General features: G+C 45.1%; 16 protein-coding genes. 4 read left to right on the top strand and 12 right to left on the bottom strand.

The features are described from left to right. Window positions 1–8: 8 nt before the first annotated feature. A complete protein-coding gene (locus KNQ13_RS05580; RefSeq protein WP_209548183.1) occupies window positions 9–1,001 on the bottom strand; it encodes an ATP-grasp domain-containing protein in 993 nt (330 codons plus the stop codon). A gap of 95 nt (window positions 1,002–1,096) precedes the next feature. Beyond that, window positions 1,097–1,591 carry a VanZ family protein gene (locus KNQ13_RS05575; protein ID WP_251027344.1) on the bottom strand — a complete coding sequence of 165 codons (495 nt, stop codon included), beginning with the start codon at window positions 1,589–1,591 and terminating at the stop codon, window positions 1,097–1,099. A gap of 226 nt (window positions 1,592–1,817) precedes the next feature. Between KNQ13_RS05575 and KNQ13_RS05570 the strand changes: the two genes are divergently transcribed. Continuing rightward, on the top strand, window positions 1,818–2,237 hold the full coding sequence (locus tag KNQ13_RS05570) for a helix-turn-helix domain-containing protein (RefSeq protein ID WP_209548184.1): 420 nt from the start codon (window positions 1,818–1,820) through the stop codon (window positions 2,235–2,237). A 75-nt stretch (window positions 2,238–2,312) separates the two neighbouring features. On the opposite strand, the gene KNQ13_RS05565 is transcribed toward KNQ13_RS05570, so the two are convergent. From KNQ13_RS05565 to KNQ13_RS05550, 4 genes are all read right to left on the bottom strand, one after another. Next, the gene (locus KNQ13_RS05565) at window positions 2,313–2,630 is read right to left on the bottom strand and encodes a hypothetical protein (RefSeq protein ID WP_209548185.1); all 318 of its coding nucleotides are present in this window, start codon (window positions 2,628–2,630) and stop codon (window positions 2,313–2,315) included. 179 nt (window positions 2,631–2,809) lie between these two features. After that, window positions 2,810–3,553: a hypothetical protein gene (locus KNQ13_RS05560; RefSeq protein WP_209548186.1), complete on the bottom strand. Its 744-nt coding sequence runs from the start codon at window positions 3,551–3,553 to the stop codon at window positions 2,810–2,812. Beyond that, window positions 3,546–4,757, bottom strand: a complete 1,212-nt coding sequence (locus KNQ13_RS05555; RefSeq protein ID WP_209548187.1) for a hypothetical protein — start codon at window positions 4,755–4,757, stop codon at window positions 3,546–3,548. The genes KNQ13_RS05560 and KNQ13_RS05555 overlap by 8 nt, the downstream gene beginning before the upstream one ends. Window positions 4,758–4,839: 82 nt before the next feature. Then, entirely contained in the window at window positions 4,840–4,986 is a 147-nt protein-coding gene (locus KNQ13_RS05550; RefSeq protein ID WP_209548188.1) for a hypothetical protein, read from the bottom strand. A gap of 146 nt (window positions 4,987–5,132) precedes the next feature. Here KNQ13_RS05550 and KNQ13_RS05545 point away from each other — a divergent pair, with 146 nt between their 5' ends. Next, entirely contained in the window at window positions 5,133–6,005 is an 873-nt protein-coding gene (locus KNQ13_RS05545; RefSeq protein ID WP_209548189.1) for a helix-turn-helix domain-containing protein, read from the top strand. On the opposite strand, the gene KNQ13_RS05540 is transcribed toward KNQ13_RS05545, so the two are convergent. After that, complete coding sequence (locus tag KNQ13_RS05540; RefSeq protein WP_209548190.1) at window positions 6,006–6,239, bottom strand: hypothetical protein; 234 nt, start codon at window positions 6,237–6,239, stop codon at window positions 6,006–6,008. Between the two features lie 295 nt (window positions 6,240–6,534). Beyond that, entirely contained in the window at window positions 6,535–6,708 is a 174-nt protein-coding gene (locus KNQ13_RS05535; RefSeq protein ID WP_209548191.1) for a hypothetical protein, read from the bottom strand. A 130-nt stretch (window positions 6,709–6,838) separates the two neighbouring features. On the opposite strand from KNQ13_RS05535, the gene KNQ13_RS05530 reads away from it, so the two are divergent. Continuing rightward, window positions 6,839–7,420 carry an LOG family protein gene (locus tag KNQ13_RS05530; protein WP_209548192.1) on the top strand — a complete coding sequence of 194 codons (582 nt, stop codon included), beginning with the start codon at window positions 6,839–6,841 and terminating at the stop codon, window positions 7,418–7,420. 464 nt (window positions 7,421–7,884) lie between these two features. Here the strand turns inward: KNQ13_RS05530 and galU are convergent, their stop codons facing one another. From galU to KNQ13_RS05515, 3 genes are all read right to left on the bottom strand, one after another. After that, window positions 7,885–8,763 carry a UTP--glucose-1-phosphate uridylyltransferase GalU gene (galU, locus tag KNQ13_RS05525; RefSeq protein WP_209548193.1) on the bottom strand — a complete coding sequence of 293 codons (879 nt, stop codon included), beginning with the start codon at window positions 8,761–8,763 and terminating at the stop codon, window positions 7,885–7,887. A gap of 117 nt (window positions 8,764–8,880) precedes the next feature. Beyond that, a complete protein-coding gene (locus KNQ13_RS05520) occupies window positions 8,881–9,834 on the bottom strand; it encodes an ABC transporter ATP-binding protein (RefSeq protein ID WP_209548194.1) in 954 nt (317 codons plus the stop codon). Between the two features lie 14 nt (window positions 9,835–9,848). After that, window positions 9,849–10,658, bottom strand: coding sequence for an ABC transporter permease (locus KNQ13_RS05515; protein WP_014971349.1), 810 nt, complete (start codon window positions 10,656–10,658; stop codon window positions 9,849–9,851). 814 nt (window positions 10,659–11,472) lie between these two features. On the opposite strand from KNQ13_RS05515, the gene KNQ13_RS05510 reads away from it, so the two are divergent. After that, the gene (locus tag KNQ13_RS05510) at window positions 11,473–13,569 is read left to right on the top strand and encodes a 5'-nucleotidase C-terminal domain-containing protein (protein WP_209548195.1); all 2,097 of its coding nucleotides are present in this window, start codon (window positions 11,473–11,475) and stop codon (window positions 13,567–13,569) included. 41 nt (window positions 13,570–13,610) lie between these two features. Here the strand turns inward: KNQ13_RS05510 and KNQ13_RS05505 are convergent, their stop codons facing one another. After that, window positions 13,611–14,915: an ankyrin repeat domain-containing protein gene (locus tag KNQ13_RS05505; RefSeq protein WP_261974194.1), complete on the bottom strand. Its 1,305-nt coding sequence runs from the start codon at window positions 14,913–14,915 to the stop codon at window positions 13,611–13,613. Between the last annotated feature and the right edge of the window lie 348 nt (window positions 14,916–15,263).

The raw sequence follows: 15,263 nt of genomic DNA, 5'->3' as shown, positions 1-15,263 counted from the left end.
TTTTGCGCTTACCGTTTAATGTGTTGCAGTTCGGCCGCTGAAATCAACGTGACCGTATCATGTTTTAGCATATACAAATCACCCGCGTATTGCCCGATCTCCGGCGGATTGGTCTGGTGCAGTAAATTACGGAACAGTTGTGCCGGGAAATTGACACCACACGCATACGCATGAGGATACCCCCCACCAAACCGTGGATTGATTTCTGACAGATACAGCGTCCCCGCAACATCAAACAGATCAAAATCAAGGGGACCGACCAGTCCGGAATCTTCTAACACATGTTCAATCCATTCGAAAACATCTTCTCGGACGACCGAACGGCTTTTGTCGGTCTCACCGGCTCGCATCGTCAACTTTTCCTTGATGAAAATCGATGTGACTTGGCCCGATATCAAATCCACATAGGCGTCGACACCAAGCTCTTGACCAACCAGTAGTTCTTGAACGATCAAATCCGTATTTTTTAAAAATAACTGTTCTACCTCTTCGAACGTCTCGACCTGCCTGACTTCGATGCTGGCACTTCCGCTACGCGGTTTGACGAAGACTGGTAAGTGGACTTCCCCTAAAGAAAGAGCTTCACGAAACGGTTCCAGTGCCTGATACGTTCTCGCGTGGGCGATTCCTCGATTGAGACAATACTCATACATCGTATATTTATCCAAGCAGAGCTGACACGCTTCAAAAGGCGAGACGACAACGGTCACACCAAGTACTTCGAAACGTTCAGCCGCTCGTGCCAGTAAACCGAGTTCCGTATCAATCAGTGACATGATCGCGGTCACACCTTCCATCTGACATAACTGCAGTAAATGGTCGATGTAATTAACCTCATCTATCCTCGGTACGATGTAATGTTGATCCGTCATATATAGTGCCGGTGCTAATGGATTACAATCCGCAGTGCTGACACGTCCCGTCTTAAACTCTTGGACAAAGTATTCGACCAGTTTCGCGCGACGGCCGGCGCTCGTGATCAATAGATGAGGTCCTTGCATACGATTCACTCCTTTTTGTTAATCGTGTTAGCCTTAATGATTCGACCTCACCGCGTGAACACCTGCTGACTTTTAAAAAAACTAGGACAGAAGACTTATATCCGGACCAAATGTTTTTTTGTCTTTTTTTCCCAAAACGAAAAATACAATACAATACCAATCAAGGCACCTGTTCCATCGAGCAAGACATCTTGAATCAGTCCTGTCCGTCCGCCCGTCAAAATCTGATGGAACTCGTCAAAGACAGCAATCGTGATGGCTACCGTGTACGCAAATAGTCCCGCCAACAGGTAAGGACGAAGCAACCGTATGGTCAGATCAATCAGCGCGATTCCAAGCACGATGAAAATCGAGACATGGGCAGCCTTTCGAATAAAAAACTCGACGAATCCGGACGCCCCCAGTGCTGCGACACTGACCTCTCCGTGATAATCAAAGGAAATGAACCGCAACTGTTCGACGAAATCTAAATTTAAGTATCGAGACAAACCGGGTTTTAAGGATTGCTCTTCATACGGCATCGAACTGGATATGAACAAGATGATGACAATCAACACGGTCACATAACCGGACCAAGGAATTTTTTTCAATATGTCTACCTCCTTTATTTCTCTTGTATTAGAATAGCATGTTCTTTTTTTAGCCATTCCTAAATTCGCCAAACCAAAAAAAATTCTGAATTTCCGACCCATTACATACATAATCATGCAATTATTTTTCCGTAAAAACTTTTTTTTACATTTCATAGGTTTGCACTATAATGAGAATGGTTATTTAGTACTATATGCAAGGACGCAAAAATAGGAGTTGAGACCTGTGAAACGTACGCTCGGAAAAAAAATCATGCAATTACGTAAACAACATCAATACACCCAAAAACATTTGGCAGAGCGATGCGGAGAAACCGTCACATCGATTTCTGCCTACGAACGTGGTCAACGTATGCCGAATCCACAAACACTGGAACGACTTGCACTTGCTTTGAACACGACAGTGATTGATCTGATCGACCCTCAGTATGTCCAACATCCTTCATTGCAGGAGTTCATGGCTCAGTCTCTCGAGCCGACTCAACCACTTGATTTCAAACTCGTCCTCGAAGATGTCCTCGTCCATCTAACACTTTCGACCGAAGTCTATTTTGACGGGCGTCTACTCACCCAAGAAGTGCGGGATCAGATGGCAACGTCGATCAATCAAGCTTTGCAACAAGGATTACAATCCATCAAAGTTTAACTTTCAGCATAAAAACACGATGAGAAGCGAACAGGATCCTTCCTGTACACGTCTCATCGTGTTTTTTCATACACCTTAATCGGACTTTAAGACATGATGAATGTACAACTGTCCTTCTTCATATGTCGCTTCCATCATTCGGCTGAAAAAAGGGGATTTCGATGTTTTTTCTGCCAAAAAAACACGTTCAAAGCGACTATGTGCTTGACTGACAAAACTGAGTTTCAGTTCCCGCTCAGCTGACTTGAACGTCAGATGCGTTCCGGTATGGCCAAAAGCGTCCGGAAGAACTTGTTTCTCGACGAACTGAAACGTCTCTTCTGGAAACAATGCTGTGATAAAGGATAAACAACTGGCTTGTAACGCTTTTACTTGTGCCGTCTTCTCATCCATAACATCTACCTATCCTCCGTTTGTATGTTGGCATCGTAACATTGACTATTAAGCACTGCTTTCTTTAATACCCCACCTTTAGACCTAGTTAAACTAGTATTCAAAATATTTATATCCAATTTGAGGAACTTTTTTGTCAAAAAAGATTCTGTGCCCGATGGACGCAGAATCTTTTTCTTTCACCCGAGTTTATCCAACTCCAAAATAGTGACTGTTTTACCGGCATATAAGGTCCGCCCGGTATAACGGGACAGTTTCGCGAACTCAAATAACGTATCCGGCTCATACAGATGCTCGATCATGTAGCTGACCTTTTCGTCCTCTCCTGATTTCAGATACAGATTAAAAATCAGTCGATTGCTGTCGACCTTCTGACCGTAAAATAACGTACAGTCCTGAATTCGTCGTGAGGCGATCGGTTGAACATGTTGCTTCAAATATTGCGCATTATGGATATTGACGAGCAATTGTCCTTCTGTCGCCAACAGCTGTCGCACGTTTCGGAAAAACATTAACAGTTCTCCCCGCGAATACCGTGCAATCGTCGTTCCGGGTAAAACGATTTTATCAAAGGCGCCACTTCCCATCACATCAATCAGTTCATTACTTAATCCATAGACGCGATCCAAATAACGAGACGAAATTCCGGCGATCCGGTTCAGTTCCGGTTCGACGAGATAAAGATCGTACCCTTCCTGACACAAGCTATTAAATAAGTTTGGTGAAAAGGTCCCATACAGCAGGACACGGTCTTCTTTTTGTAAATAGCGACGATACAACATCAGTTCGTCGATTTCCGGTAACGCGGATGTTTCTTGGTAAAGGGCGACGAATCGGTCGTCAGCAAACAGATTATCGAGGACTTGAACACGTGAATAGCTCCCTTTTCGTGAAAACGGGCCAAATAATAATGCGTTATCCATGATAGATCAACTCCTTGTACGTCTGAATCGCTGCTTCATAGTCCGCACCGAGCCGTTTTGGCAACACATCAAACCGTTCCTTCTGATCTGCCTCGAGTATCGCGAGGAACACCTCATCCGTCTCAAACAACTGATTCGTCGTCAATTCGAAAGCAAAACACCCTTCCGAATTTTGAATGCCGATCATGGACAAAGGTCCAATCTTTCCATTCGTCCGGGGTAACTCGAATAGGCTGTACGGTGTCACGAACTGACTGGTCCCCTGAAAGGCCGAGGCGAGCTGAAACAGGACAGGATACAGCGTAAGTTGTGCAACTGGAGCTAAGGGATCCATTTGCAGCAACTGCCGTTCGCGTAACTGACAGACGTTCAGATCAAACGTCGAACTGAGTGAAATTTGTTTTCCGTAATCCGCGAATATCCCGTCACTACAGATGAATAAACGGTGCGAGACGGACATTCCGGCAAGTGTCGCATAATCCAGGATGCCAATATGGTGCGCGGGATTAGACACGACACTCGTCTCGTGCCACTGCTCCATCGTAGCTTGCAACGCCTCCCGTTCAAAAGTCGCCAAGCGCTCTTTGATAGGAAACGGCAACGTATCCGAAAACGCGAGCAGGACCGGTGTCCGGCTCATCAGTTCGATGACCGGCAAGTCATGCCGGGTCGACTGATCGATATACAACAAACTGTTGATCGTCATTTGATCAAACAAGGAAGGTTCAATCGAATCCAGCAATGCGGTGTGTTCGACATACACGTGGCGTAACGGTTGTGGCTGACGAGTTGCTGTATCCGGATAGACTCCTGTGAACAAGGACATCATCGCGTCCTGTAGCTCGATCGGTTGTTCGTGAATCATGGATGCATCCAGTGGGACCTGTCGTTTTTCTAAGAAATACGGATCACCAAACAAGACATCGCCTCGTTCATTCACCAAATGGAACTGGACATGTAACATACGTTGTTGTAAATAGGCGACGAGTCGCAAGGTCCGTTCACCCGGTCCACGCAAGATGAACAGATAATGTTCAAATTCTTGAAAGTCCATATAGTCGAGGAAATCCAAAAAGGTATGCTGATCGTAATCATAACGATCCATTGAAAAACGGTGTTGCTCACAAAATTGAACAAGCGCATCAGTAGGATCAAGTTGGTGGAGCCAGCCTTCACTTTCAGAAAGAATCGTTAGTCCGATCATGTCCATGCTCCTTTCAGTAGATGATTTTAAAAAAGGGCTTCAGACCTTTGACGGAATGAAGCCACGTCGTCGAGAGACGTTATTATGAAGTTTTGAGTTCGCGTTTCGCCGGTGGTTTGATCCGGTCCATTTCTCGACTAGCTAAGGGTGCGACCGAGACGTTAGCAGCATTTAAGCACCAGCCGTAAGACGTCATCGTCCGGCGCGATTCTTTAAAGGTGAAGTTCATAGGAGTTACCCCTTTCTTTCGGATAAAATGGTGGACAACACGTTGACGATTTTTCGAAGTAAAAACTTGGTATCGGACACCTTTCCCTTTTATAATAAGAAAGGTATCGTTTTCTCAAATCCACTGGACAGAAAGGACAGAACCCGATGGATCAATTCACGTCACCGCAGATTGGTCTCGCCCTTCGCCGCCTTCGGAAGAAACACAATCTGACTCAGAAGGATTTGGCGAACGGCATTTGCAGTCAAGCGGAAATCAGTAAGATTGAAAGCGGGACACATTCTCCGACTGTTGATTTGCTCTTTGCACTATCTAAAAAACTACAAGTCCCATTTTCATCATTTTTTGATCATGCCAATTATAGAGAATCTTTTTTCCACCTAGATGATGAGTTATTAATTAAATTTAGAAATCAAGAATTTAAAACAGTGTATGAAGAAACTACATTAAAACTTCAACAAAATCATCTAGATGAAGAAATTTCATTATTATTAAAATTTTATAATAGTATTTCTGCACATCGGCTAAAAAAAACGGATTACAGAACCTGTATTGTAGTTTTAAGACAACTTTCTGACAAATACTCTTCTACTTTTTATTCACCTAGTATGATTATTCGAATTAAATCGGCAATAGCAAATTTATATTCTGAGAATAGAAATTATTCTCATAGTAGGAAAGTTTACGAAGAATTAATTGCTTTAGATTTCGAAAGTGACGAACTGCTATTAGATCGAATCAGAATATTGTATAATTTTTCAAAAACACTTTTGCATTTAAAAGATTCGTTAACAGCCTTAAACATAGTTGAAGAAGCAATTCAACAGAGTTTACGCTTTAAAGACATGTCTTTGCTAGGACAACTCTACTACCAACAAGGATTTTGCTTAGAAAACCTAAATTATGATTACGAGACTGTAAAACAATCTTATTTTAAAGCAAGTATATTTTTTGATTTATTGAATATGGAAGAATATAAGCAAATCATCTTTAAAAACAAAGCTCATTTTTTAAATTAATTATGCCTTCTTGTTACTGATAACATATTCATATGGTAGATCATTTTTTGCTAATTTTCTAATTGAATATTCATATGGTAGATCATTTTTCGCTGTTCTTTTCATAGAGTACTCATAAGGTAAATCATTTTTTGCTGATTTATTAATTGCATCAGTATCGTTTATAGTAGTACTTGGAAAACTAATCGTTACTATACCAGCTAAAATTAGTAATTTCTTTTTTAAATTCATCATTAACAACCTCCTAATTTTTTTGTCTAGCTTTGTAACAACATCATATATCCTTAGACCCCCTTCAGATATTCGAATACGAATATTTCACTCATTTTGCACATTATTTACACTTAATGTATCTTTCGACCTAGGTCTTAGGTCACTAAACGTGTATCTTTTTTACATTTAATCCGACTTTATGTCGAATGCGTGTATAAAAATAGATTTTTTAGAATATTCCTTCATTCCGTTTTAATTGGCTCATGACCTAAAAAACCGCTCTGTTTGCATCTAAGCAAACGAAGCGGGTTCCTTTTTATTTTGATGAACGGCGCAGCGCAATGAAATATCCTACTCCCAGCAGGACGACCAGCCCAAGCAAGACGCTACTGATCGTTGTCCGGGAAGGTGATTCCGGTATCCAAATCCCGATTGCAAGATTGATTGCCGCAATCAGCAATACGAGCCATACGATGGTTTTTGGTCTCATCTTTTCCTCCTTCACTTTGACGTGTTTCTATCTATTCGTTTTCGTGATAACGTTACAAAACCCCTCTTATTCGAATTGTCTTGATATGATATGTTGACAGAAGACGATTTTTAACAAGGAGGACATAAGAATGAAAAAGCTTGCAGTGTTTTGTGGTTCAAAAGACGGAGCAACACCGATTTTCCGGGAAGCAGCGACGACGCTCGGTACAGCCCTTGCTCACCAAAAACTCGATCTCGTCTATGGTGGTTCACGCGTCGGAACGATGGGGGCTGTCGCCGATGCCGTACTCGCAGCAAACGGACAAGCAATCGGAGTTCTCCCCCACTTCTTACAGGAAAAAGAGATTGCCCATCCCGATCTAACGGAACTCCATCTCGTGGAATCGATGCACGACCGAAAAGCGAAGATGGCTGAACTTGCGGACGGCTTCATCATTCTACCGGGTGGTCCCGGAACGATGGAAGAATTTTTTGAAGTCTTCACCTGGGCGCAGCTCGGCTTACATGAAAAACCGTGTGGCATCTTAAACATCGACGGTTATTATGATCCCCTCGTCACGCTGTTCCAACAGATGGAAACACAGGGATTTTTGATTCCAGAACATGCCGCCATGCTGCTTGTCGAATCGGAACCCGAACGATTACTCGAACGGTTCCGTACGTATACGGCACCCCACGTAAAAACCTACATGAATACGAAACAAACCTGACTGACGTTGACTCAACAACAAAGCTCACTGACGAGCTTTGTTGTTTTTGTTTATCAAAATTAGACGAGAATACTCCCACTTCTAAACGTTCAGGGAGAAGCCCAAGTGCAAGTAGGAGATGAATCGTCTTCGGGCAAGGCGTGTCTTGCGACACGTCAATTGTCCGACACTCTTGGTTTGAAAACAATTAAAATCAGGAATAAAAAAAGAGTCATGTTCTTTGAAAACTGAAGATATAGGGTTGTGACAGGAAGTTCGTCTGTCACGTAAAATCTTCAACGTTCACCTTGCGGATGACCGAAGTAGCGAAAACCAAGCAGAGTAGGCATCCGCATAAAAGAAACGGACAAGATCAACGTTCAACCGTCGGGACGACGGGGTTAGCCTGATAAATTTTTGACCGCTAGGTTGAATAACTCAGGAATCCTCCACCTCTTAGCGAAGCGTAGGTGGAGGTAGTTCAATTAGTCTATCCAGCTTTCGACGTGGTGACGTAATAAGGCTCTGACATCCGCTTGAATCTCTGGATCTTCGAGTGCAAAGGCAAGTGTCGTTTCGACGTAACCCATCTTTTCTCCGACATCAAAACGTCTTCCGTCGATTTCATAACCGTAGACGTTCTCTTGTCCATTCAAGCGTTCGATCGCGTCCGTCAGCTGAATTTCACCACCAGCCCCCGCTTCCTGATTGGCGAGGAACTCAAAAATCGCTGGTGTCAGGATATACCGTCCGATGATGGCCATGTTGGAAGGTGACGTTCCTTGTGCTGGCTTCTCGACGAACTGTCGGACCTGATAACGGCGTCCGGTCTGATTCAGTGGATCAATGATGCCGTAGCGGTGGGTGTCTTCTGTCGGAACGTGCCGGACCCCGACGACCGATGCGTCGAGTTCTTCATACTGCTTCATCAGTTGTTTGAGACCAGGTTCTTCCGAGACGATGATATCGTCACCGAGTAAGACGGCAAACGGTTCGTCACCGATAAAATGACGGGCACTCCAAATCGCGTGTCCGAGTCCTTTTGGTTCTTTTTGGCGGATATAATGAATCTCAGCCATCGTCGTCGAGGCATCCACTTCTTTTAACAATTCGAGTTTTCCTTTTTCTCGCAAAATGTTTTCAAGCTCCGGTGCATGATCAAAATGGTCCTCAATCGCTCGTTTATTGCGTCCCGAGACGATGATGATCTGTTCGATACCAGACGCGACCGCTTCCTCGACGATGTATTGAATCGTTGGTTTCGTTAAGATCGGCAACATTTCTTTTGGCATCGCTTTTGTCGCCGGCAAGAAACGTGTCCCAAGCCCTGCCGCTGGGATGATGGCTTTTCTGATTTTTTTCATGACAGCCCTCCGCTCATGTACTTACTTCTACTTTGTTCTTATTTCTTTTTTCTAGTAGCTATTCCCTGTTTCCATCGAAAAAAAGACCATGAACGGTCACGTCCATGATCTTTAATCTTAAAACAATTTAGATAACGCTTCGCTAAAGGTGACGAAGGACGGTGTCTCATCGATGACCATTAGACTGCCGGCTGCGATGACCAGCAGGCTGATGCCTGACAAAATCCATCCCGGATGTTTGACGGTATCTTCCGCATCCACGTTTTGTTTCCCTGGTTTCGCCTGTTGTGCCTGTTCCTTCAGACGATCCTTCCGGTACTGATGCTGCTCTTCTTTCGTCAGCTTTTTGTATTCGGTCAGGAACTTCTTGTATTCCGGCACGACTTCCTTCGTTGTCCCATCAAGTTTGACTTGTCCGTACTCAAGCCAGATGACGCGTTCGCAGAAACTTCTAATTTGTGTCAAGGAGTGACTGACGAAGATGATCGTCTTGCCTTCGTTCTTGAACTCGTTCATCTTGTCGATACAACGGTTATAAAACGTCTGATCCCCGACCGATAAGGCTTCATCGACAATCAGGATGTCGGCATCGACATTGACGGCGATCGCAAAACCAAGCCGCGACTTCATCCCACTCGAATACTTTTTAATCGGCTGATCGATGAAGTCCCCGATGTCGGCGAAATCGATGATGCCCGGCATCCGGCGTTCGATTTCGGCGTCATCCATTCCGAGCATCAAACATTTCAAGTGGATGTTTTCGCGTCCCGTCAGAACGTTTTTTAAGCCTTGCGAGACGGCGATGATCGCAACTTCCCCATTAATCGCGACGTCCCCTTCATTGGCGTAGATGATCCCCGAAATCAAGTTCGATAACGTTGATTTTCCGGAACCATTGATTCCGACAAGACCCACGACTTCACCCGATCCGATATCGATGGACACATCACGGAGCGCCGTAAACGTCTTGACGTTTTTGCTTTGGTTCTTAAATAACAGCTTAAATTTTTCTTTGGTCGTCGTGACCATATCAAATCGTTTCGTGACATGGTCGAGTTTTATCATAGACATGGCGATTTCCTTCCTTAAACGAGCTCGGTGAATGATTTACGGAACTTGATGTGTAAAAACGTTCCGGCTGTGAACAAGAGTAATGTCACGCTCCAGAAATAAAGTCCGGTCGGCCACTCCTGCCAGACCCAGGCACCGCCGAGTAAGCTGGCACGGTATCCTTCAACGAGGTAGAAGACCGGGTTCAGACGCAGAACACCATGTAAGACATCCGGGAAGCGCTCGATGTTCCAAAGAATCGGTGTCAGATAAAACAGCATCCGCATCATCGATTGCAAGAACAGTTGAATATCTTTGACGAGCGTAATCAATGTCGAGAAACAAAGTGAGAAGGCGTAGACGAAAATATAGGTCGCCGCCATATAATAAGGTAACTGGAGCAGTTTCCACGTGATCGGGATTCCATTCAGGATGATGACGAAAAAGACGATTACAAGCATCGCAAAATGCTGATACATCCGGGACAAAATCACATAGGACGGAATGGCACTCATCGGGAAACGCATCTTCGTCACCATTGCGAGCCGGTTATTGATCGAGTTCGATCCGCGGAGCAAGGCGTCATTGATGAAGAACCAGACGACGATCCCGCATAAAAGCCAGACGATGAACGGGATATCCCCGTCGACGTTTTTATTCCCTTTCAGTCCGACCCCAAAGACGAACCAGTAAATGAAGATTTGCAAGCCTGGATTGAGCAGCTCCCATAACAGACCAAGCCGTTGTTCCGCGTGCGCCGATTTGATCTCATAACGGGCAAGACGGCGGATCAGTGGAAAATTCTCCACCTGTTCGCGGATGATACTTTTCATTTCTTTCCACATAATTAAATTCCTTCCGATCTGTAAAGGTACATGTATTTTAGTTCAGTTGCATCGACTAAAAAAGACGGACTCCGTTCGCGAATCTTCAAACGAACGATGGACCGTGCACAGACTCCTTGTCTGCACGTTACATATTCCTCCCTTCTCTTCAAAGCACTCTTTTCCTATTAAAAAAGCAGGCAGCAGGTGCCATACACTTAATCAATTCTAGCCATCGTTAAAATTCGTGTCAATCTATTGGGCAAACCGACACCAAACTGTAGCTTTCTGGGTAACAAAAAAAAGCGCTTCAACCATGTCAAAGACATCGCTGAGCGCCGGTTGCGAATGGTATGGAAATGGAAATTCAATCGTCGTCGGTGGAGAGGACAATCCCCAGATCAACAGAATACTCATCACACATAAAATGACTATGATCACTGTCCCTTGAATCGTCTCTTTCATCGTCTTGTTGCTCTCCTCCCGCAATTTCCTCATTTTTTCATCATACAGAACTCCTGCTCTGAATTCCACCAATAGATTATCAAATAATGGGAATGTTTGACGTTTCGATGTATGTTTTCGTTTCTTTTTTCCCGCAGGAAGATTATAATGAAAACGTTATCATTTTATCACTTTAGGTCGAATTAACTAGAAAACAAGACGAAATCAAACGTCTTGAGCGAGTTGTCATGTCGTCCGACCTAAGAATTTACGAAGTTTACAAAAGTTTTATCGCAACAGATGGACAGAACGACTTATAGTAGAAGAAGAGGTCAACGATCGCATTTCGACCTTGTATTCATACACCCACTTTGAAGGAGGATTTCTACGTATGTACAAATCAAAACCGCTTTACGCGGCAGCCGTTGCTGTCGCTCTGACGACATCGGCAATCGTGCCCGTTGCCCAGACTACTGTATCCGCAGCAACGCATGTCAAAGTCAAAACGGTCAAACTCAAGTCGCTCGTCTTCACAAAAGGTGCCCCGGTCAAATTACCTGCTACATATAAGGGCGAGAAGATTACGTGGAACAGTTATGATCGTCATATCTTCAACCGCTATCAGACGGTCAAAGGGACGTATGGCAAGAAGAAATCGCCGATTGAAGTCAAAATCCTGATCCAAAACTATGCCGTGAAATTCGTTGAGAGTGTCAAAGAACAGACGATCTATGTCGGTGAAAAACCAGAACTTCCAAAAACACTGGCTGTCCTCTATGCGACAGGCCGTGTCTATGATAAACCGGTCCGCTGGTCGAACGTCGACACGAGCGAAGCCGGAACGAAGTATGCCGTCGCGAGTTACACACGTCTCGGCAAAACAATCACACTCAAAGCAAAAATCAACGTCCTCGATATCAATAAAGACGATTTCTCAATCGGCTTGTTGCACACGAATGATACGCACGCCAATCTCGATAAAGCACCAAAACGGGCGACGGTCATCAAAGATTTGCGTGCTGCCTATAAAGCAGACGGTACACCGTCACTTTTACTTGACGCAGGCGATGTCTTCTCGGGATCGCTTTATTTCAACAAGTTCCAAGGTCAAGCGGATCTCGCGCTCATGAACTATATGAAATACGACTTGATGACATTCGGAAACCATGAGTTCGATCTTGGAGATCAAGACAACCACCAAGCGTTACAAGACTTCGTCACAAAAGCAAAATTCCCGTTCATCACAGCGAACGTCGATTTCAGCAAAAATGAGTTGCTCGCTGGTCTGCAATCGAAAACGATCACAGCCGGTCCTGAAAAAGGGAAAATTTATCAAGGTGTCATCAAGGAATACAAAGGACAAAAAATCGGCTTCTTCGGTTTGACGACAGAAGAGACAGCGGACATCTCGAGTCCGGGAACTGTTGCCTTCGCGAACTACATCGCTAGCGCAAAAGCAGCGGTCAAAAAGCTCGAAGACCGTGGCGTCAACAAGATCGTCGCGTTGACACACATTGGCTTTGACGACAACCCGGCAGTCGATAATGATCAGTTGCTTGCGCGTAATGTCGACGGCATTGACGTCATCGTCGGTGGTCACTCGCATACGAAACTGGAAACACCAGTCGTCGTTGATGACACAATCGTTCCTGGTAAAGCAGAACCAACGATCATCGCGCAAGCCTATCAATACGGCGATTTTCTCGGCAATCTCAACTTGACGTTCGACTACAAAGGGAAGTTGACAGAGTACACCGGTTCATTGGTCGACGTGTCGAAAGCAGCAGAAGACGTAAAAGCAGCAGAGATCCTTAAACCGTACGCAGATCAAATCACAGAGTTGAAAAATGAGGAAGTCGGCGCGAACATCGTCAACGAACTCGTCAACCCGCGTGGAGAAGTCAGTGTCCGGAACAGTGAAACGGCACTCGGGAACTTGATTACAGACGGCATGCTTAAAAAAGCAAAAGAATACAATGCTGAAACGGTCATTGCCATGCAAAACGGCGGTGGAATCCGGGCAGCAATCAACGCCGGACCACTCACAGTCGGTGAAGTCCTGACGACGCTTCCGTTTGGTAACACACTTGCAACAGCGAAATTGACAGGTCAGGAAATCAAAAACTTGCTTGAAATCAGTGTTGGTGTCGCACCAATCGAAAACGGTGGATTCCTCCACGTATCGGGCATGAAGTTCGAATACAGCAGCAAACTCGCAAAAGGTGATCGTGTCACGAAGATGGAAGTCAACAACAACGGAACGTTTGAAGCCATCGACCTTGCGAAAACGTACGTCATCGCGACGAATGCGTTCACAGCAAAAGGTGGAGACGGTCTGACACCGTTCGAAGTCGCGTACAAAGCAGGACGCGTAACGGATCTTGGTCTCTCTGACTGGGAAAACCTCCGTGACTTCACGAAGTCACTCGGCGAAGTCACGTACACAATCGAAGGCCGCATCATCGATACAAAAGTAGAATCAAAATAATCACGAAAAGGACGATTTCCCAAGCGGGAGATCGTCCTTTTTCATAGGGTCTGGGTCTGGGTTTGTTTTTGTTTCAGTAGGACGATGACGTCATCGAGTTCATACTCCTGAGCCATCATCAGGGGGGTATACCCATCGGCATTTTTCAGCGCTGGATCTGCTCCCTGATCGAGCAACAGCTTGACGGTCTGCGTCCCTTCCCCCTCGACCGCATGATGCAACGGGGTGTACTTCTCGTCGTCCTGCTGGTTGATCGCTTCGCCTCGTTTCAGATAAAGCGCGACCAGCTCCTTATTGTTGCTGTAGACAGCGGTGATGAACGGACGTTCTCCGAACTCATTGACGCTATCAAGATCACTCCCGGCAGTGAGCAAGGCATCAAACACGTCTTCTAGCCCTTCACTTGATTTCCTGTACCCGAGGTAATGCAGCGCCGTATCCCCGTCTGCATCGACGGCTTTCATGTCACTCGTCGGAATCAGTTTGTTGATCTCGTCGAGTGTCCCTTTTTGAATCGCCGCCATCAGTTTCGTTTCGCCTAGGTCTTGTTTCGTTCCGACTGCTTGTTCGACGGGTTTTGTCCAGTTCGTCAGCCACTCCGGTGTCGCAAACGTCGTCGCGAAAAAGACGAGGCTTGCGAGCACAACATAACTCAGACTGACGAACAGACCAGTCGCCAGGCGCGGCGCGCGGGACGGCGTCTTTAGTCCAGCTGTCATTAACCGCCATGAAACGGATCGTTGAGGGCGGAACAGTTCACTGAGCGTCATCGCGAGTGAAGGGGCTTGCTGTTTTTCTTCTATGTAGTTCGTCAAATCCAACCGATTCCATATCGCCGGACCAACGACCGACCGGACAAGGGCTGGAATCCGGTTTACTTCCTCCAATTGCGCCAAGGCGAGACGGTCTGCCGTCTCCTCACAGGCTCGTAAGTAGGCACTTCGTAAAAAGGGAACCCAGCTTCCGAGTAACAACAACATCCGTTTCTCTTCGTGACTCTGCTTCAAGTGGACAAGTTCCCGTAAGATTTCAAACCGTGTCGTTTCATCCAGCTTATAATCAGCAGGTAACACAAGCATATACTTTTGAAACAACCCCATCGTTCGTGGTCGTGTAATGGTCCGGTGATAGGTCAAGATGACCTCCGGTACTTTCCAAAAACCCAATTGCTTGGCGTCTTGACGAAGTTGTTCATACGCCAGCGGTTGTTGTTTTCCACTCATAAAAATTCCGTCTGCCCGTATCGCCATCACACGGACCCACTGACGCATCCAGATGATTCCTAACAGAAGCGAGAGAATCCCGACGAGAGCGACACCAATCGTTCCGAGTGCAAAAACTCCCACGACGAGTCCACATAATGTCAATATAGTACTTATTAACAACAGACCAAAGTATAGATGCTCTCGCTTTGTCACCCGTTCCATATGCAACTTGTTTGGTCTAGTTTCGTTTACCATGAATTAATCTCGACTCACTTTCCCTATTCTAAATTTCTTATTCTGTTTTATCATACCGATAATTCCATAAAAATTCCAAGTTGATTTTTTCTGTTTTTGAGTCATCTCTTTTAAAATATATTTTATCGGAGAATTGTTTTCTTAAGACGGTTTGTCAAATTAAGTGCAACACTTCTTCCGAGAAGACCTCGTATGCAGTTTTCCAGTTGAGACATTTCCGTGGTCTCCCATTGA

The organism is Exiguobacterium sp. s128, from assembly GCF_018618815.1.
Classification (GTDB): domain Bacteria; phylum Bacillota; class Bacilli; order Exiguobacteriales; family Exiguobacteriaceae; genus Exiguobacterium_A; species Exiguobacterium_A antarcticum.
This window is presented reverse-complemented; position numbering and strand designations above follow the sequence as displayed.

Coding starts and splice junctions, on each gene's coding strand:
- KNQ13_RS05580 (WP_209548183.1), bottom strand. CDS start 1,001: ATGCAAGGACCTCATCTATTGATCACGAGCGCCGGCCGTCGCGCGAAA.
- KNQ13_RS05550 (WP_209548188.1), bottom strand. CDS start 4,986: ATGAACTTCACCTTTAAAGAATCGCGCCGGACGATGACGTCTTACGGC.
- KNQ13_RS05515 (WP_014971349.1), bottom strand. CDS start 10,658: ATGTGGAAAGAAATGAAAAGTATCATCCGCGAACAGGTGGAGAATTTT.
- KNQ13_RS05520 (WP_209548194.1), bottom strand. CDS start 9,834: ATGTCTATGATAAAACTCGACCATGTCACGAAACGATTTGATATGGTC.
- KNQ13_RS05510 (WP_209548195.1), top strand. CDS start 11,473: ATGTACAAATCAAAACCGCTTTACGCGGCAGCCGTTGCTGTCGCTCTG.
- KNQ13_RS05560 (WP_209548186.1), bottom strand. CDS start 3,553: ATGGATAACGCATTATTATTTGGCCCGTTTTCACGAAAAGGGAGCTAT.
- KNQ13_RS05555 (WP_209548187.1), bottom strand. CDS start 4,757: ATGATCGGACTAACGATTCTTTCTGAAAGTGAAGGCTGGCTCCACCAA.
- KNQ13_RS05535 (WP_209548191.1), bottom strand. CDS start 6,708: ATGAGACCAAAAACCATCGTATGGCTCGTATTGCTGATTGCGGCAATC.
- KNQ13_RS05545 (WP_209548189.1), top strand. CDS start 5,133: ATGGATCAATTCACGTCACCGCAGATTGGTCTCGCCCTTCGCCGCCTT.
- KNQ13_RS05530 (WP_209548192.1), top strand. CDS start 6,839: ATGAAAAAGCTTGCAGTGTTTTGTGGTTCAAAAGACGGAGCAACACCG.
- KNQ13_RS05540 (WP_209548190.1), bottom strand. CDS start 6,239: ATGATGAATTTAAAAAAGAAATTACTAATTTTAGCTGGTATAGTAACG.
- KNQ13_RS05565 (WP_209548185.1), bottom strand. CDS start 2,630: ATGGATGAGAAGACGGCACAAGTAAAAGCGTTACAAGCCAGTTGTTTA.
- galU (WP_209548193.1), bottom strand. CDS start 8,763: ATGAAAAAAATCAGAAAAGCCATCATCCCAGCGGCAGGGCTTGGGACA.